The organism is Amycolatopsis alkalitolerans, from assembly GCF_006152065.1.
In the GTDB taxonomy this organism is placed as follows: Bacteria; Actinomycetota; Actinomycetes; order Mycobacteriales; family Pseudonocardiaceae; genus Amycolatopsis_E; species Amycolatopsis_E alkalitolerans.
On record NZ_VDFW01000002.1, the window covers coordinates 260,757 to 278,505 of the forward strand.

Consider the following 17,749-nt stretch of genomic DNA (forward strand, 5'->3'; position numbering starts at 1 on the left):
GAAGGCGAGGCGGTCACGCGAGACCGCGTGAGCGGGCGGTCAGCACAGCCGCCCGCCTGTTGTTCACACCGAGCTTGGCGTAGATCGCGCGGACGTGAGTCTTGATCGTGTTGACCGACACCGACAAATCGGTGGCGACCTCGTCCAGCGACCGCTGGGCGCCGAGCCGGGACAGGACCACGTGTTCGCGCTCGGTCAGCAACCCGTCGTGGTTCCCGCTGGAGGCGACGAGGGCACGCCGTACCCCGGCGGCGAAGGCGTCGGCGGCACCGAAACTCCCGATCTGATCGACGAGCAGCTGCCGCACCAGCGGGTCGGCCCACTGGAAAGGCCGGACCAGCCCCGCCGCCTCCGCGCCCCGTACGGCCTGTTCCAGTTCCTCGCGCGCCCGGGTGCGTTGTCCCGAATGGATGGCTACGGCACTGCGCAGCAGGTGGCCTTCCGCTACGGTTTCCGTGAGCAGTGCAGCACCGCCATCTTCGAGCGTGCACACCGCACACCCCAGGTCACCGCGGGCGACCTGGGCCCAGGCGGTCATCAGCGCCACCTCGGCCGTGTTCCCGGCGCGCCGCTGCGCCCACCGCAGTACCTCGCGCGCCGTCGCGTCGCGCCCCAGCAGCAGCGCGCACCGGTACTCGACCAGCGCACCGGCAACGGCGAGCTCCGGCAGGAGTGAGTGCTGGGCGAGGGCGCGCCGGGCGTGGCCGAGCTTCTCGAGCGCGCTCCGCCGCTCGCCCAGATCGAACCGGGCGCCGCATTCGACGACCGCGGCCAGGTAGGAAAGCCGGGGCGCCGACTCGCCGCCGATCGCACCTTTGGCGGTATCGATCTCTGCGACCGCGGCCTCCGGATCGAAGTGCGCCAGGTGGGCGAAACCCAGCATCACTCGCCCGGTGGCGGCCCAGGGTGACGGCTGCCAGCCGTTCCGCTCGGCGATCGCGACGGCCTCGGCGGCCGCAGCCCGCAGACCGGCCAGGTCGCCCTCAAGACCCGCCACCGTGCCACGGGCGAGCAGCACGTGCATGACGAGGTAGTCCAGGCCCAGACCCCGGCTGATCTGGTGCGCCACGTCGAACTCCTGACGGGCGAGGTCACGGCGGCCGGTGCACAGCGAGGCCCAGCCCGCGTTCAGCCGCGCCCAGATTTCCAGCCCCGGCCGGTCGTGTCCGGCCACGACGGCGTGCCAGTCGAGCGACACCAGCCGCCGGGGCCGGCCGCGTGCCAGGTCGTAGGTCCCCATGACGAGCCGCCACAACGACCCCAGTTCCGTCCCGGCGTCTGGGTCCGTCTCCTCGGCGTGCGCGAGGTGGGTGCCGGCGATATCGAGCTCACCTCGTTCCAGGTGTGTGGCTGCCGCGAGGAGCGTCAGCCACGGGTCGGCATCGACCACGGCGTGCCCCACCGCGAACAGTGTCTGCGCGACTATCTCGTGGTCGCCGCCCAGGAGCAGGGCCACGGCATGGTCACGAAGCAGCCTCATCACCGTTTCCGTCTCTTCTGCCCTGGCGGCGTGATCGAGCGCCTCGCGCGGCAGTTGTTCGGCCGCGAACCAGGTCGCCGCCGCGTGGTTGAGCTCCATGGCCCGGTCCGGCAGCCTCCGGTCCAACTCTCCCCGAAGGTAGGACCGCAGCAGGGGATGCACGCGGTACCACCGGCGCTCCCGCCCGATGGCCATCACGAGCGAGCATTCCCGCTCCAGCTGGTCGAGGATCACGCCGGCGTCCTCCCGGCTGGAGAGCTCGGTGGCCAGCGACGGGGCGACTTCGTCGCACACGCTGACCGTGGCGAGCAAGTCCTTGGTCTCTTCCGGGAGGCCGGCCAGCACCTCGCCCACGAGGTAGTCGGCGACGGCCCGGTCGTCGCTCGTGAACTCGTCGAGGAACGCGTTCCGGTCCGCCGCCTGACGCAGGGGGCGGGCCGCGAGCCGGAGCCCCGCGGCCCATCCGTCGGTCTGCTCGACGAGCCGGTGCAGCTGCTGGCTGGTGAGCCGGATGCCACACGTCTCGAGCAATGCCGCCGCGTCCGGCTCGGAGAAACGAAGATCGCTCGCGCGCAGCGAGCGAAGCCGTTCCTGCAGCCGCAGGCGCGCGAGCGGCAGGGGCGGGTCGAGCCTGCTGGACAGGACCAGCCGCACCGGTTCGGGCTGTTGCCGCAGCAGAGTGGCGATCCCTCGCAAGGTCTCGGTGTCCACGATCTCATGGAAATCGTCGAGCACGAGCCAGAACGGACCGGGCAGCTCGTCCAGCCCGTCGGTGAATTCGGCGAGAAAGCCCACGATATCCCCGGATCTGGGCACAAGGGTCCGGAGTGGACTGTGCTCGGGCAGGATGCCGTGTTCGCCAAGTGCGTGCAGCGTCGCGGTCCAGAACTGGTCCGGGGTGTTGTCGGTGCTGTCCAGCGACAGCCATGCCATGTTGGCCGTGTCAGACGCGGTGAACCAGTCCGCCAGCAACAGGGTCTTCCCGTAGCCGGCCGGGGCGCACACCATGGCGACCGGCGCCTCGGCTGCCTCCTTGAGGCGGTCCAGCAACGATTCCCGCCGGACGAACCCTTCGGGCACATGCGGAACGGCCATCTTCGGATGGGGTATCCGATCTGCGCTACGCCGGACGGACTCGTGGTTCCGGCCCGTTTGTCCCATACCTGGTAAGACTAAGCGGTCGCATCAGCCCGGCCCAGGGCCATTGGTCCCTTGGCCCGCGTTTCCGAGTAATCCGCGTTTCATCGCGACGGTGACCGCGTCACGGCGTTTTCGGACACCGAGTTTGTGATAAATGGAACGGACATGTGTCTTCACGGTGTTCGGGGAAATCGTCAGATCGTTCGCTATCTCTTCGAACGAGCGCAAGGTCGGCAGCAGACTGAGTACCGTGCGTTCTCTTCGGGTCAGTGGCAGGGAGATCACCGGGATCCGAAGCGCTCGCCGGATTTCGAGCACCTTCATGGCCACGCCGTGCGCGGCGCCCAGCTTGCCGAGCCCGCTGACCACAAGTTCGGTGACCGCCGGCGTGGAGAAAACGAGCGGGTACAAGGCATCCAGGTGCTCGGCAAGGGAAAGTGCCTTGCGCAGTGCCCGATGAGCGCCGGTCTCGTCCTCGGCGAACATTGCGACCTCGGCATCGAGGAGCCACGCGTCGATCATCGTCCATGGCAGCAGGACGGTGTGGGAACCGTCGAGCAGCGGCCGGATCAGCGTGCCCGTGGCGACCGGGCGGCCCAGCGCGAGCCGCGTTCGCGCGCGCATCAGTATCAGCTCTCCGCATTCGGGCGCGGCGGCACTGGCCCAGTTCAGGGCTTCACGTGCGGCGTCCGGCCAGCCGAAGCGGCCCGCCGCGCGGTGCTCCAGCACGGCGCAAAGCACCACCTGTTCGGCGGACAGGTGGACATCGCGGGCGTCCGCCCTGGCCAGGGCGAGCCGTCCGAGGCCCTCTGTCCACTGCCCGAGTTCGAAGCCGGCGGTGCCCGCCAAGGCGTTGAGCAGGACGGACAAGCCGCGGTTGGCCGGGGGAGCACCGTCGCCGACCAGCATGCCGGCGCGTTTGGTGTGATCCAGGCACTCGGCCGGCCGCGCGAGCAGCAACGCCCGGTATGCGAGCAGCACCGAAGCCGTGGCCCCGGCCACGGTGTACTGCCAGCCTCTGTCCTCGGCCTCGCGGAGGGCGTCCCCGGCGAGCGTACCCATCGACCGGTAGTCCCCGGTGGTCGCGGCGACCCCGCCGAGAATGGCCAGGCATTGCGTGGCCAGGTAGTCCTGCTCCTGCTCTCGCGCGCTGTCGAGGGCGGCTTCCAGCTGGTGCCGTGCCGCGGTCGCCCGGCCCGCGACGAGCAACGCCGTGCCTCGTTGCAGCATCGTCATCGCGTCGAGGGTGTGCCGCTCGCCGCCCGGCTCGAGGCGGTCGGTGTTGCGCAACATGTCGTCGACGTCGCCCGTGAGCTCCGTGAGCCCGGCCTGGACCAGAAGACGCAGCTGTTCCAGCTCGGCCGGGGCGGGGAGTACCCAGGCCGCTTCGGCGTGCGCCAGGGCCACTTCCGCGCTCGTCGCGTCGCCTTCTTCGAGGTGCAGCAACGCCGAGACGAGCGCGAGCTGGCTGTCGGCCGTGATTACGCCCTCGCCGACGACCGCCAGGGCACGCGCCAGCAGATCGTGCTCACCCGACAGCGCCAGTGTCAGCGCCAAGTGCCGCAACGAGGCTACGACGTGGTCGGCGTCGCGGGTCTGGATAAGTTGCGCGAGCGCCGGCACCGGCCGCCCGTGCTCGGCGAACCATTCGGCGGCGTGCCGGTGCAATACGGCCGCTCGCCCGGGCAGGTGGCGGTCGAGCCGGGCGAGCAGGTAGGACCTGACCAGCGCGTGCACCCGGTACTGCCGGCCGTGGGCGCCGACCCGCATGACCAGCGAGGTGGCCCGCTCCAGGGTGTCGAGCATGACGCCCGCGTCGGCACGCCCCGAGAGGGTGCGAGCCAGCCCCGCGGAAACCTCGTCGCATACGCAGATCGCGCGCAGGAACTCCAGCAGCTCGGGCGACAGATGGGACAGCACCTCGTCGAGCAGGTAGTCCGCGACGGCCTGGTCGTTCTCGGCGAACTCGGCCAGGAACCGGCCGGGGTCCTCCGTCTCGCGCAGCGACACCGTCGCCAGCCGCAGCCCGGCCGCCCAGCCCTCGGTGCGCCGCACGAGCTCCGCGAGCTGGTCCGGGCTGAGCTCCACGCCGGCGGCGGTGAGCAAGGTGTGCGCCTCCGGCCCGGAGAACCGCAGGTCATGGGCACGGATCTCGGTGAGCTGGTCGGCGAGCCGGAGTTTGGCCAGTGAGAGGGGCGGGTCGTATCGGGTGCTCAACACCAGCCGGAGGGCCCTCAAGTGCTGCCGCAGCAAGGTCTCCAGGCCCTGCAGCGGAGCACCGGCGATCTCGTGCAGATCGTCCAGCACCAGCCACACCGGCCGCGGCAACTTGTCCAGGTGATTGATCAGCGCGCCGGTGAACCCGAGATCACGGCTCGGGTGCGCGGGCACGGCGAGCCGGCGGAGCGGGCTGCCCGGTGGGACGGCCGGGCACTCCTCGAGTGCTTTGAGAATCGCCGACCAGAACCGGCGATCGTCATTCTCGTCCGGGCCGAGCGAGACCCATGCCGTTTCACCTGGATGGCGCGCCCGCACCCATTCCGCGAGCAACAGCGTCTTGCCGGACCCGGCCGGTGCGCTCACCACGATCGCGGTGGCGGCTTGTGCTTGATCCAAAGCGGACAGTAAGCGCGGGCGGGAGACGTAATCGGGGGGAACGCCGGGCACCACGACCTTGGCCCTCGGTACTCGTCGTCTCGCCTCGCCTCGAATCCCCTGGTGCATTCGCGCGCTCCTGATCCCTGCCCGCGTCCACTGTCGCATCAGGGCGGCTTCGCCGACAGCGACTTCGTGGCATCTCATCAGCGACGGGCGAGTGAAATCCGGCATCGCTGTGCCCCCGGCCGCGGCGTTTCAGAACCTCCATTGGAGCGGAACGACGACCACGGTGGCTCACGCCATTGGCGAACGGGCTGATCACCGCCGAGACGACGAAGATCCCGGCCAGCACGGCAAATCAGCGTCGCCGCGGCAGGCCCGTCACGTCAGGCACCCTCCCTTGCTCGCCAGCCCAGATGTATGACCGGGTGGGCGGGCCTGCCACCGAAGCCGCACCCGGGCCGGCCGCGCGGCGAGGTCAGGCGAGGGCGGCGGCCACGGCCTCGGCGGGCGCCGGAGGCTGCGGCGGTTTGGGGGCGTCCGCCATCTGGTCGGCCAGAGACCGGACCGGCGGGGTGCCGTAGGCGAAGTAGGTCTCCCACGGCAGTTTGGTGCCGCCGACGGCGAGGCCGGTGTCGATGTCCGACATCTGCCAGGTTCGGGTCTCGTAGTCGGGTTCCAGTTGAAGGATCCCGGGCCCCCGAACAGCTCGATCCGGTTACCGCCGGGTTCGAACACGTACAGGAACGCGCCCTGAGTAATGCCGTGGCGATCGGGGCCCGCCTCGATGGTGATGTCGTACTCGCGGAACATCTCGGCGGCGTCGATGTTGTGCTGCTGGATGCCGTAGAAGAACGCGGCATGGTGCAAGCGTCCGTGGGCACCGAGGTTGTCGCGCATGATCGCGACCTCGTGGCCGAGGATGTTCGTGCTCAGCCAGGCGCCGAACTCGACATCGCCCTCGACGACGCGCTCGCGGGTCTCGAAGCCCAGGTACCGTTCGAGCGATTCCTTGACCGGCGTCACGTCGTTCGCCAGCAGGTTGAGGTGGTCGATTCGCTTGACCGGGATGCCTTTGAGCGGCTTCTTCGACGGGCGCGTGAGGATCTTGCTCCGCAGTTCCGGTGGGGCCTGGTATTTCTCGGCCTCCCACAGCAGCCGCAGATCGTGCCCGTCGGGTGAGGTGAACCGGAGGGTCTTGCCGTAGCCGTGGTCGCCGTCCAGCCACTGGTGGTCGAGGTTGCCGTCCTTGATCGCCCGGTACCGGCGTTCCAGGGCTTCCGGCGAGGATGCGCGCAGGGCGGCGTGCCCCAGCCGCGGCTGCGGCCCCTCGGTGACCTTGAGGCTCCACGGGTACGGGTCCTCGTAGCCCCGCAGGTACACGGACTGTGCCTCCCGGGAGGTCTCGTACATGCCGAGGAGTTCCTTGAAGAACCACAGCGTGCCGTCGGGGTCCGGGGTCACCAACTCGACCCGGGCAAGGTGCGCGATCTCGTGCCGGATGTTGTGCTCAGTCACTGGTGTCTCCTTCGCTGCCTGATACCGGCCATGGTGACCACCTCCGCCGCCACCGGCAGCGGCCGTTCGTCCATCCGGGACACCGGGTCGCGCCGGGGGACCGGTCCGTTCGGCGATGCCGAATCGCCGTTGTCGAGCACCCCTTTGTCACGGAAGCGTGACCGGCGGACTCCTCGCAGCGGAAGGTTGAGCACATATGGCGCCACGTGTGGAGGCGGCGATCGTCGGCTCGGGAAACATCGGTACGGACCTGCTGTACAAGCTCCGCCGGTCGAAGCTGATCGAGCCGCGCTACCTCGTCGGTATCGACCCGGACAGCGAGGGCCTGCGGCGAGCGCGCGGCCTGGGGCTCGAAGTCTCGGCCGGCGGGGTGGACTGGCTGCTTTCGCGGCCCGAACCGCCCGCGCTGGTCTTCGAAGCGACGTCCGCGAAGGTGCACGCCGCCGCGGCCGCGCGCTACCGCGAGGCGGGGATCACCGCCATCGACCTGACGCCCGCCTCGGTCGGGCCGTACGTGGTTCCGGCGGTCAACCTCGACGAACACCTCGGCGCGCCGAACGGATCGAGCGGGCCGTCCGGGACATGGTGGCCAGGGTCCAGGAGTACGTGCCCGGGTACCGGCTCCGCTTCGTCGAGATCGACGGCGACCTGGCCACCGTCATGCTCGACGTGGCGGGCGCTGGCGACTTCCTGCCCGCCTACGCGGGCAATCTCGACATCATCACCGCCGCGGCCGTTCAGGTGGGCGAGGCCATGGCCGGCCGGACGATGGGAGTGGCGGCATGAGCGAGGTCCAGCGGATCGAACTGGTGGACACCAGCTTGCGGGACGGGATGAGCAGCGTCTCGCACCAGTTCACTACCGAGCAGGTCGCGGCCGTCGCGCGCGGGCTGGACCGGGCCGGCGTCCGCACGATCGAGGTCGCGCACGGGATCGGGCTCGGCGCCTCGTCCATCCAGTACGGTTTCGCCGCCGCCACCGACCCGGAGTACGTGCGGGTCGCGGTCGAGGTGGTCGAGACCGCCGCCATCGCGGTGCTCTACGTCCCCGGCATCGCCACACTGTCCGAATTGGACGCCGCCAGGGAGGCGGGTGCCACCACGGTCCGGGGGGCGGTGCACTGCACGGAGGCCGACTGCGCGGAGCAGCCCATCGTGTACGCCCGCGAGAGCGGGATGCGGGTGATGAGCTTCCTGATGATGAGCCACAAGCTGTCCCCGGCGCTGCTCGCCGAGCAGGCCGCCAAGCTGGACTCCTATGGCGCGCGACGACTCACCGCTGGCCGACGTCGCGCGGGGCACCGCGAAGGACGCCGTGCGGGCGATCGGGGCCGCCCGCACGGCGTTCGACGAGGGGCCGTGGCCGCGGATGCCGGCCAGGGAGCGGGCGAAGATCCTGCACGCCGTCGCCGACGCGGTGGAGGCGCACACCGGCGAACTGGCCGAGCTCGAGACCCGGGACGCGGGCAAGAACATCCGCCACCTCGAGCACGCCGAGATCCCGCGTGTCGCGCACAACTTCCGGTTCTTCGCCGATTACGTGGCGCTGGCGGGCAACGAGGCCTACCAGGACGGCGACCTGCTGTCGTACACGCTGTATCCGCCCGCGGGCGTGGTCACCGCGATCAGCCCGTGGAACGCGCCGCTGATGCTGGCCACCTGGAAGATCGCGCCGGCACTGGCGTTCGGCAATACCGCGGTCCTCAAGCCCGCGCCGCAGACGCCGCTGACAGCGGACCGCTTCGGGCGGCTCGCCCTCGAGGCGGGCCTGCCCGCGGGAGTGCTCAACATCGTGCACGGTTTCGGCGGTGAAGAGGTGGCCGGCCCGCTGACGGCCGATCCCCGCGTCGACCGGATCACCTTCACCGGTTCGACCGCGACCGGTGCGCGGCCTGCCCCGGTCGAGCTCGCACACGCTGCTCGCCAGCCTGACCCAGATCGGACTGCTCCAGTGCCGGGCCCGGGGGCGTTACCGCATCGGCTGGCGTGTGGTCGAACTCGGCGAAGCCCTCCGCGGCACGATCGACGTCCGGTCCTGTGCCGCGCCGATCCTCGACCGGCTGGTGGAACGCTACGGCGAAACCGCCCACCTGGCCGTGATGGACCGGTGGCGGGTGCTCTATGTGGACAAGGTGGTGGGCACCCACAACCTGTCCGTCCACGGGGCACGCGTGGGCACCCGCCCGGACGCGCACTGCACGGCGGTCGGCAAGGTGTTGCTGGCGCGGTGCGGGGAGATCGAGCTCCGCCGCTATCTCGCCGGGCGCGGCCTCAAGCGGTACACCGGGGCGACGATCACGTCGCCCGCCGAACTGCTTGCCGCGCTGGAACGCGTGCGCTCCGCCGGTTTCGCCCTCGACCTGGGCGAGGCCGTGTCCGATGTGCGCTGCGTGGCCGCGCCGGTTCGCGACGATCTGGGGACGGTGGTGGCCGCGCTGAGCATGAGCGTCCCGGTGAGCCGTTTCGGTCCCGCGCAGTCCGAGTACGCCGGCGTCGTTGTCGCGGCCGCGCACGAGGTCTCGCGGGCGATTGCCGAATCGGCCGGCCCCGTGGACGGTGCCACGGTCGCCTGGCGGCGCGCGTCGTGAGCGAGGCGGTCGTGGTTTCCGTGTGCTCGGACACCGGGCACCGGACGCCCACTCGCCGTTCCACCATCCCGAAAAGCGCGGCCGGCGTGAGCCGGCGCGCGCCATCCTCGGGGTGCACCTGATCACCGACGGCTCACGCCCACGGCGGCCGTCCCGTTTGGACGAGGAAACGATGACCACATCCCCGGCTCTGGAAGTGCCAGCCTCCGCGGCCAACGACGTTCGTCCGATGACCGGCGCGGAATACCTCGACTCCCTTCGTGACGGACGCGAGGTGTACTTCCGCGGCGAACGCGTCGACGACGTCACCACCCACCCAGCCTTCCGCAACTCGGCTCGGTCCATCGCGGGTCTCTACGACGCGCTGCACGCGCCGGAGGACAAGGGGGTGCTGACCGTGCCGACCGACACCGGCAACGGCGGCTTCACGCATCCCTTCTTCCGCACCGCGCGATCGTCGGATGATCTCGTGCAGGCGCGGGACGCCGTCGCCGCCTGGCAGCGCCAGGTGTACGGCTGGATGGGGCGCAGCCCCGACTACAAGGCGGCGTTCCTCGGCACCCTCGGCGCGAACGCGGACTTCTACGGCCCCTACCGGGAAAACGCGCTCCGCTGGTACAAGGAAACGCAGGAACGCGTGCTGTATCTCAACCACGCCATCGTGAATCCGCCGATCGACCGCGACAAGCCGGCGGACGAAACCGCCGACGTATGCGTCCACGTGGTGGAGGAGACCGGCGCGGGCGTGATCGTGTCCGGCGCCAAGGTCGTCGCCACCGGATCGGCGCTCACCAATGCGAACTTCATCGCGCATTACGGCCTTCCGTTGCGCAAGAAGGAGTTCGGCCTGGTGTTCACCGTGCCGATGAACGCGCCGGGGCTGAAGCTGTTCTGCCGCACCTCCTACGAGATGAACGCGGCGGTGATGGGTACCCCGTTCGACTACCCGCTGTCGAGCCGGTTCGACGAGAACGACGCGATCATGGTGTTCGATCGCGTGCTGGTGCCGTGGGAGAACATCTTCATGTACGACGCCGCGGCCGCGAGCAGCTTCGTGATGGGCTCGGGCTTCATCCCGCGCTTCACCTTCCACGGGTGCACCCGGCTCGCGGTCAAGCTCGACTTCATCGCCGGCTGCGTGCTGAAGGCGGTGGACCTGACCGGATCGGCCGGTTTCCGCGGTGTGCAGATGCAGGTCGGGGAGATCCTCAACTGGCGCGACCTGTTCTGGGGCCTGACCGACGCGATGGCGAAGTCGCCGCAGGAGTGGGTCGGTGACGCCGTGCAGCCGAACCTCAACTACGGCCTGGCCTACCGCACGTTCATGGGCATCGGCTACCCGAGGATCAAGGAAATCATCCAGCAGACCCTCGGCAGCGGGCTGATCTACCTGAACTCGCACGCGGAAGACTGGAAGAACCCCGACATCCGCCCGTACCTCGACCAGTACGTGCGCGGGTCCAACGGGGTCGAGGCGATCGACCGGGTCAAACTGCTCAAACTGCTCTGGGACGCCGTCGGCACCGAGTTCGGCGGCAGGCACGAGCTGTACGAACGCAACTACGCGGGCAACAACGAGGCCGTACGCTTCGAGACCCTGTTCGCCTACCAGGCATCGGGGCAGGACGTCGCGCTCAAGGGTTTCGCCGAGCAGTGCATGGCGGAGTACGACGTGGACGGCTGGACCCGACCCGATCTGCTGAACAACGACGATCTCGCCATCGTCAGGAGGTGAGCACCGTGCCGACGTCGGCGCCCGAGGGTGACGCGAGCCTGACAATTTCCCCGTCGCGGATGCGCAAGGCGCTCGGCCGGTTCGCCAGCGGCGTCACCATCGTCACGACGGCAGGCGCCGAGGACGCGGAGTCCGTGCACGGCATGACGGCGAACGCCTTCACCTCGGTGTCGCTGGATCCCCCGCTGGTGCTCGTGTCCATCGCGACGAAGGCCAAAATGGACAGTCGGATCCGCGCCACCGGCAAGTACGGTGTCTCGATCCTGGCCGGGGACCAGGAGCCGTTGTCTCTGCACTTCGCCGGTGCGCTGCACGCGCCGGAAACCGTGCGGTTCGTGTGGCGGAACGGCTTGCCCTTGCTGGAAGGCTCTCTCGTCCATCTCGCGTGCACGGTCGAGGCGTCCTATCCGGCGGGTGACCATTCGCTGCACGTCGGCCGCGTCGGGCACCTGTGGTACGACGACGGTCATCTCCTGGTGTTCTACACCGGCAGCTTCCGGTCCCTTCAGGTCGCCGGACACGACGACCCGTGGGGTTTCTGAACCGCGATCACCGGCCGCCGCTACCTCGGCGCGCTGCCTCTGGTGTGCATCGCGCTCGGTGCTCTCCTGCTCGGCGAACGGCCGAGGCCTCACCGCGCGCACTCCCGTCTGGTCCCTCATGGCACGATGAACGGTGAGGGGCCAAGATCGGGCGGAGGAGGTCGCGGTGGCCGGCACGGACGGGGACTGGCTCCCGGGTGTCGCGCGCGAGCGGTTGGCGCGGTACCGCGAGCGCGGCCTGAAGACTTCCCTGCTGCCGGTGGCCGGCGCGGTCGGAGTGGAGTCCGTGGGCCTGCGTCCGGTCGGCGAGGTGATGGGCTGCATCGTGCAGAACATCGGCTGGACCGGTGGGCTCGGCTACGGAATGGGCGGTTTCGCCGGTTCGGTCAGTTTCCAGCCGTATGTCGACGCGCTGTATCACGGGTACGACGCCGCGCTGGCCCGGATGACGACGGAGGCCAAGGGCATGAACGCCGACGGCATCGTCGCTGTCCGGCTGACCCGCGGCCGGCTGGGGGAGAACGGCCAGGAGTTCCTGGCGCTCGGCACCGCGGTGCGGGCGGATTCGGCGCACCGGCCGAAAAGCCTGTTCACCACGGACCTGCCGGGCCAGGACGTGGCGAAGCTGATGCAGGCCGGCTGGGTGCCGGCGCGGATCGCGATCGGGATCGCGGTGGAGAGCCAGTTCCTGGACTGGCAGAGCCGCGCGCAGATGTCAGTGATGGCCGGCAATTCCGAGGTGGACGCCTACACCCAGTTGATCACCCGCACGCGCGCCCGGTCACGGCAGAGCTTCGCCGGGCACGCGCGCGATTCGGGTGGTGACGGCGCGATCGTGGCCAGCATGAGCCTGCGTTCGTGGCACCAGGACGCCGGCAACACGCCGCTGCTGTGCGCCGAGGCCACCGTGTTCGGCACGACGATCAGCCGCTTTCACCGCGACCACAAGGCGAGGACGAAGGCGCTGACGATCATGCCCCTGCGGGACCCGCGATGACCGACCGGACGGATGAGATGGAGACGCGATGAGCGCGGAGGTCGAAGGGCAGCACATCCCCGAGGATGCGATGCGCCGGCTCGCCGAGATGCGGCCGGGGCAGAAGACCACGCTGTTCACCTCGGATCTGTCGGTCAACGAGTTCCTTCTGGTCCGGGAGGCGGGTTTCCGGCCGCTGGGCCTGGTGCTCGGCTCGAGCATCTACCACGTCGGCTTCCAGGTCGGCCGGTGGAGCAAGAACCAGGAACTGGGCACGCTGTCCCAGGCCATGTACCACGCGCGCGAACTGGCGATGTCGCGGATGGAGGCCGAAGCGGACGTGCTCGGCGCGGACGGGATCGTCGGCGTCCGGCTGGAGATCGAGTTCAAGGAGTTCGGCAACGACCTGGCCGAGTTCGTCGCGGTCGGCACGGCGGTCAAAGCGGATGAACCGGGCAACTGGCGCAACAACACCGGCCAGCCCTTCACCTCGGACCTGAACGGCCAGGACTTCTGGACGCTGGTGCAGGCCGGCTACGCGCCGCTGGGCATGGTGATGGGTTCGTGCGTCTACCACATCGCGCATCAGCGGTTCTGGCAGGCGGTCGGCAATATCGGCCAGAACGTCGAGGTCCCGCAGTTCACCGAGGCGCTCTACGACGCCCGTGAGCTCGCCATGTCCCGGATGCAGGCGGAAGCCGAGGCGCTCGAGGCCGAGGGCATCGTCGGCGTGCAGTTGCTGTCGCTACCGCATCACTGGGGCGGTCACACGACGGAGTTCTTCGCGATCGGCACGGCGATCCGCCCGCTGCGCGAGGACCACATCATCAGCAAACCGCAACTCGTCCTGCCCCTGGTGGATTCATGACCGGGGAGCCCGGTCCCGGCTGGGACATGCACGTGGTGATCGCCTCGCTGCGGGCGGACCGGTCGGATGTCGAGTCCTACGCCCGGGTGCTCACCCACACCCTCCGCGAGGCGCTGCCCGAAGGCATGGTGGAGATCGACTACCGCCGGTCGGTGGCCGACCGCATGGCGGGCCGGCCCGGCCAGCCGCTCGCGCTGCGGGTGCGCGGCGACGACCGGGAACTGGAACTGCGCCAGGGCAAACGTGGTGTGGACGCCGAAGTCCGCACCGTGGTCCGGGACGTGGTGATCAGCCGCAAGACGATCACCGTCGACGACTGGCTCTCCCTCCTCGCGGAGGAACTCGGCAGACTTGCCGAACGCGACGCCACGGCACGGGCGGCGCTGGCCCGCCTGCTGGGCGGATAGGGCGATGTGTCTCAGATTGAGACCGCAGCGAGGCTCCGGGCGCGCTATTCCTGATACATGACGGAGCAGGGCGGCACCCGACCGGGCGAGTCACGGGAAGCGCACGTGACCTGCCTGGACCGCGCGCGCCACGCGCTGATCCGTGCCGGCTGGCGGCTCGACGACGTCATCACCGGGGACCCGCGCGTCAGGATACCCGGACGGTCCGATATGGACAGTCTGCGGACCGGCGCACTCGCGGGAGCTGGAGACAAACGGGGGATACCCGCCGGTGACGCTCTCGCCACCCGTTTGCCCGGATCCGGCTGCCTTCACCGACCGCCATGACGGGTCGGCGCCTCTTGGTTATCCGGCGGTGCACCACTTGACCAGCGACCAGCTCGGGCCGGCCGCGCTCCGTCGCCTGGAGGAAACCGGTGACGCGGGCAGGGAAGGCTGACCGTCACGTTCGCCGACGCCGCCACGTACTGGTGGCCCGAGGCCGTCGTGTTCGCGGGCCGGGAGCTCGGCCCTCGGCACGGGGCTGGGCCTCAAGGTTGCCGATGGTGAGAGACTGTGCGGCGTGGCGACCTTCGTTCTCATCCACGGCGGCTGGAGCGGCGCACACGGGTGGCGAGCCGTTCGCAAGGTGCTCGCGGCCGGCGGGCATGAGGTGTTCACCCCGAGCCTGACCGGGATCGGGGAACGTGTCCACCTCGCCGGCCCGATGGTCGATCTCACCACCCACGTGCATGACGTCGTCAACCACGTCGTGTTCGAGGATCTGCGGGACATCGTCGCGGTGGGGTATTCCTACGGCGGCGCCGTCGTCACGGGCGCGCTGGCGCATATCCACGACCGCATCCGCGAACTCGTGTACCTCGACGCGTTCGTGCCCGCGGACGGGGAGAGCGTGTCAGGCCAGGCTGGTCCCTCGCTGGTCGGGCTCGGCGACCAATGGCTCGTGCCGCCCGCTGACCGTCAGTACGACGACCCGGACGAGGGCGCGTGGCAGTCGGCCCGGCGCGTACCGCATCCGGTGCGCTGCTTCACCGAGCCGGTCCGCCTCCCGCGGCCGGTCGAGGAATACGACTTCGGTCTGACCTACATCAAGGCCACTGTGGACCCGGTCGGAGGCAACCCGTTCTGGGTGGCCGCCGAGCACGCCAGGGCGTCGAACCACTGAAAATACCACGAGATCGCGACGAACCACATGGTGGCCAGCAACCGTCCCCACGAGCTGGCCGGGCTGCTCACGACGATCAGCGAGGCACGATAGCGGGGCAGCACGCTCAGGATGGCGGCTTCGGGCCCACCAGGACCCGCAACTGTTCGAGCAGATCGTCGCGGGACTCGCAGCTGAACCGCTGCCGCATCCGGGCTACGTGGTACTCGACGGTCTTCGCCGAGATGAACAGGCGCCGGCCGATTTCCTTGTAGGTGACCCCGGCGACGACCAGTTCGGCCACCTCGCGTTCCCGTTCGCTGAGCGCGTCCGCGGTACCGGCCGGCGCTTCCGCCCGCGGTGCCCGGCCGGCGCCTTCGGCACCCTGCAGCGCGCGGGCGCAGTCGAGCAGGCGGAGCATCGCCCTGCGGTCGGTGGTGCGGATCGCGGCCTGCCCGGCCAGCCGCGGACCGTCCCACCGCAGACCGGCTTCGGTCAGGCCGCGGGCCGCCGACTCGATCCGGTCGGGATCGATGGTTCCGGACAGCACGTCGAGCCAGCCACGGGCGGCCGTGGCCAAGGCCGCGAAGTACGGGTGCTGGTCCGCCACCGCCGCCAGCGCGGCGGCATGGGGTTCGGCGGCGTCCGGGTGTTCGCCGACGACCGCGGCGTACATCCGGTGCCACCGCAAGGTCGCCTCCCACAACGGAGGATTGCCCAGCTTCCCGAGCAGGACGCCGGCCTCCTTCAGTTGCGGCGCGAGCCGGCCTGCCGCACCGAGCCGGGTGGCGGCCACCGTCAGTTCTCCCAATGGCAGCAGCGAAAACAGGTCGACCGGATGGCGCACGGCCAGCTCCCTCGCCTGGTCCCAGATGTTCCGCACCGCGCCGAGATCGCTTTCCCGGCGGGCGATCCCGACCTCCAGCGCCGAAGCCATCAGCGCATCGCGAAGCTCCGGTGTGCCGGGTTCCCGGCCGGCCTCGGCCAGTTTCGCCCTGGCAGCGGCCGTGTCTCCGCGCAGCATGGCGCCCCACGCTTGCAGCAGCCGGTGCCGGCGGGCGGCGAGCGTGCCGCCCATTCTCGCGTCGATCGCACGCTCCAGCACCAGGTCGGCGACCATGAACTCGCCGCAGTGCAGCGCCACCAGCGCGGCCAGCGCGGCCGGGGTGTCAGGCAGCAGTTCCGTGCGCCCCACCGGTTCCAGCATCGACGAGGCGCGGGTCAGGGTGGCGAGCGCGCCGGCGCCGTCGCGCACCGACTGGTGGACACCGTGCGCCAGCTGTGCGGCGGCGCTGGCCGCCAGCACCGGTGGACCGCTGTGGCGATGCTCGGCAAGCAGCCGCTCGGCTTCGGTCAGGTGCCCCGTCCCGATCAGGCCGATCACCGCGAACGACGACCCGGACCACCGGTACAGCTCGGCACTGGACCCGAGCAGGCCCCGGTAGGCGAGTGCGGTGCCCGCGACGTTGGCGGCGTGGGCCCGGTCCGCTTCGCCGGCGTCGGCCAGCATGCCGTCGGCCAGCCGCAAGGCGGTGTCGAAATCGCCTGCCTGGGCGGCGGCCTGCGCCCGGCGGCCCGCCACAGCGGCGGCCGGCGTCCCGGCGGCGATCGCGGCGGCATAGAGTTCGCCGGCCAGTTCCGGCGATTCGGCGAGCGCCTCGTCCCCGGCCTGCTCGAACCCCGCGGCGACGCTCCGGCCACTCGCCCCGGTTCCCAGCAGGGGACGAACCAGGTCGAGCACGGGGCCGCCGCGCTCCCGCTGTGCCTCGACGAGTTGCTGCTGCACCAACAGTTTGCGTTCGCCCGGGCTGAGCGCGGTGATGGCCAGCCGGGCGACAGGCAGCAGCGCACCGCCGCCGTCCAGCATTCCCGTCGCGCGGGCGCCGCCCGTCACCTCGCATGCGGTGTCCACGTCGAGGCCGAGCAACGTGGTCAGCGTCTCGGCGGGCAGGCCGGGCGAGAGCGCCTTGCCGAGCAGCAGCCGGTGCACCCCTGGGTCGAGCCGGTCGAACTCGGGCTGGAACCCCGCGATGGCCGCCCGCGGCACCTGGAACGGCGCGTTCGCATCGCGTAAGGCGTGCAGCACCCGATCGACGTACCGCGGCACGCCGCCCGTTTGGCTCTCCAGCAGATCGACGAGACCGGCCGGCGGGTCCGCGCCGAGCAGCGCGGTGGCCCGCTGGGCGATGCCCGCGCGGTCCAGTGGCTCGAGCAGCAACGGCGGCGCGCTGCGTTCCAGGAGGCCGGCGAGTTCGGCCAGCGCGGGCGATCGCGGCCACGGCCGGTAGGCGACCATCAGCCGCGCGTGCTCGGCCACCGCGACCTTGACCAGGAATTCCATCTGGTCGTGCGGCAGCCGATGGGCGTCGTCGACCACGATCACGGCTCGCCGTGTCTCGTCAGCGAGCGCTTCGCCGAGGCTCAGCACGGGTACATCGGCGTCCCGCAGCAGGCGGCGCAACTCGTCGAGCAGCGTGCTCTTGCCGTACCCGCCGGGTGCGACGATCGCGGCGCGTACCGGCGCGAGCGGATCGGCGCCGAGCGCACCTGCCAGTTTCCGGACTTCAGCACTGGCGACCAACACGTCCGGCATGGTCGTGATAACCCCCCGTCACTGACCGTATAGGCCTAGTGACCCTAGTCGGTGGGCCATTTGGACCCCTAGTGGGGTCGGCCGGGGACTCGGAGTGACCCCCGATGACGCTCGGACACGACAGGACTACCCTCCTCGCGAGGCAAGGTGACTTGATCTCA

General features: G+C 70.2%; 11 protein-coding genes and 3 pseudogenes. 10 read left to right on the plus strand and 4 right to left on the minus strand.

Annotated elements, in window-relative coordinates:
* Window positions 1-13: 13 nt before the first annotated feature.
* The 3 genes from FG385_RS03330 to FG385_RS03340 all read right to left on the minus strand — a co-directional run bounded on the left by FG385_RS03330 (window position 14) and on the right by FG385_RS03340 (window position 6,736).
* Window positions 14-2,575, minus strand: coding sequence for a LuxR C-terminal-related transcriptional regulator (locus FG385_RS03330; RefSeq protein WP_139095083.1), 2,562 nt, complete (start codon window positions 2,573-2,575; stop codon window positions 14-16).
* Between the two features lie 90 nt (window positions 2,576-2,665).
* Window positions 2,666-5,449 carry a LuxR C-terminal-related transcriptional regulator gene (locus FG385_RS03335; RefSeq protein ID WP_139095084.1) on the minus strand — a complete coding sequence of 928 codons (2,784 nt, stop codon included), beginning with the start codon at window positions 5,447-5,449 and terminating at the stop codon, window positions 2,666-2,668.
* A 150-nt stretch (window positions 5,450-5,599) separates the two neighbouring features.
* Window positions 5,600-6,736, minus strand: coding sequence for a VOC family protein (locus FG385_RS03340; RefSeq protein ID WP_235022361.1), 1,137 nt, complete (start codon window positions 6,734-6,736; stop codon window positions 5,600-5,602).
* A gap of 196 nt (window positions 6,737-6,932) precedes the next feature.
* Between FG385_RS03340 and FG385_RS03345 the strand changes: the two are divergent.
* From FG385_RS03345 to FG385_RS03390, 10 genes and pseudogenes are all read left to right on the plus strand, one after another.
* Window positions 6,933-7,522 (plus strand): annotated as a pseudogene (locus FG385_RS03345) (hypothetical protein).
* A 47-nt stretch (window positions 7,523-7,569) separates the two neighbouring features.
* Window positions 7,570-7,950, plus strand: a pseudogene (locus tag FG385_RS03350) (4-hydroxy-2-oxovalerate aldolase); the annotation flags it as partial.
* 43 nt (window positions 7,951-7,993) lie between these two features.
* Window positions 7,994-8,566 (plus strand): annotated as a pseudogene (locus FG385_RS03355) (aldehyde dehydrogenase family protein); the annotation flags it as partial.
* Window positions 8,567-8,618: 52 nt separating this feature from the next.
* Window positions 8,619-9,323: an IclR family transcriptional regulator gene (locus FG385_RS03360; RefSeq protein WP_235022362.1), complete on the plus strand. Its 705-nt coding sequence runs from the start codon at window positions 8,619-8,621 to the stop codon at window positions 9,321-9,323.
* 229 nt (window positions 9,324-9,552) lie between these two features.
* The gene (locus FG385_RS03365) at window positions 9,553-11,058 is read left to right on the plus strand and encodes a 4-hydroxyphenylacetate 3-hydroxylase family protein (protein ID WP_235022363.1); all 1,506 of its coding nucleotides are present in this window, start codon (window positions 9,553-9,555) and stop codon (window positions 11,056-11,058) included.
* Window positions 11,059-11,117: 59 nt separating this feature from the next.
* Entirely contained in the window at window positions 11,118-11,600 is a 483-nt protein-coding gene (nphA, locus tag FG385_RS03370) for an NADH-dependent flavin reductase (RefSeq protein ID WP_139095209.1), read from the plus strand.
* Window positions 11,601-11,766: 166 nt separating this feature from the next.
* Window positions 11,767-12,597, plus strand: coding sequence for a heavy metal-binding domain-containing protein (locus FG385_RS03375; protein ID WP_139095087.1), 831 nt, complete (start codon window positions 11,767-11,769; stop codon window positions 12,595-12,597).
* A 28-nt stretch (window positions 12,598-12,625) separates the two neighbouring features.
* A complete protein-coding gene (locus FG385_RS03380) occupies window positions 12,626-13,444 on the plus strand; it encodes a heavy metal-binding domain-containing protein (RefSeq protein ID WP_235022364.1) in 819 nt (272 codons plus the stop codon).
* Window positions 13,441-13,851: a hypothetical protein gene (locus tag FG385_RS03385; protein ID WP_139095088.1), complete on the plus strand. Its 411-nt coding sequence runs from the start codon at window positions 13,441-13,443 to the stop codon at window positions 13,849-13,851. The genes FG385_RS03380 and FG385_RS03385 overlap by 4 nt, the downstream gene beginning before the upstream one ends.
* 562 nt (window positions 13,852-14,413) lie before the next feature.
* Window positions 14,414-15,016 (plus strand): alpha/beta fold hydrolase, encoded by a 603-nt coding sequence (locus FG385_RS03390; protein WP_200834274.1) that lies wholly within the window; start codon window positions 14,414-14,416, stop codon window positions 15,014-15,016.
* A gap of 106 nt (window positions 15,017-15,122) precedes the next feature.
* Here FG385_RS03390 and FG385_RS03395 read toward each other — a convergent pair whose 3' ends face one another.
* Entirely contained in the window at window positions 15,123-17,588 is a 2,466-nt protein-coding gene (locus tag FG385_RS03395; RefSeq protein WP_139095089.1) for a helix-turn-helix transcriptional regulator, read from the minus strand.
* Window positions 17,589-17,749: the final 161 nt, after the last annotated feature.

What these genes read in the sequence shown, in the direction of transcription:
- FG385_RS03395 (WP_139095089.1), bottom strand. Translation starts at nt 17,588, where the DNA reads ATGCCGGACGTGTTGGTCGCCAGTGCTGAAGTCCGGAAACTGGCAGGT.
- FG385_RS03365 (WP_235022363.1), top strand. Translation starts at nt 9,553, where the DNA reads ATGACCGGCGCGGAATACCTCGACTCCCTTCGTGACGGACGCGAGGTG.
- nphA (WP_139095209.1), top strand. Translation starts at nt 11,118, where the DNA reads ATGCGCAAGGCGCTCGGCCGGTTCGCCAGCGGCGTCACCATCGTCACG.
- FG385_RS03380 (WP_235022364.1), top strand. Translation starts at nt 12,626, where the DNA reads ATGAGCGCGGAGGTCGAAGGGCAGCACATCCCCGAGGATGCGATGCGC.
- FG385_RS03385 (WP_139095088.1), top strand. Translation starts at nt 13,441, where the DNA reads ATGACCGGGGAGCCCGGTCCCGGCTGGGACATGCACGTGGTGATCGCC.
- FG385_RS03335 (WP_139095084.1), bottom strand. Translation starts at nt 5,449, where the DNA reads ATGCCGGATTTCACTCGCCCGTCGCTGATGAGATGCCACGAAGTCGCT.
- FG385_RS03330 (WP_139095083.1), bottom strand. Translation starts at nt 2,575, where the DNA reads ATGGCCGTTCCGCATGTGCCCGAAGGGTTCGTCCGGCGGGAATCGTTG.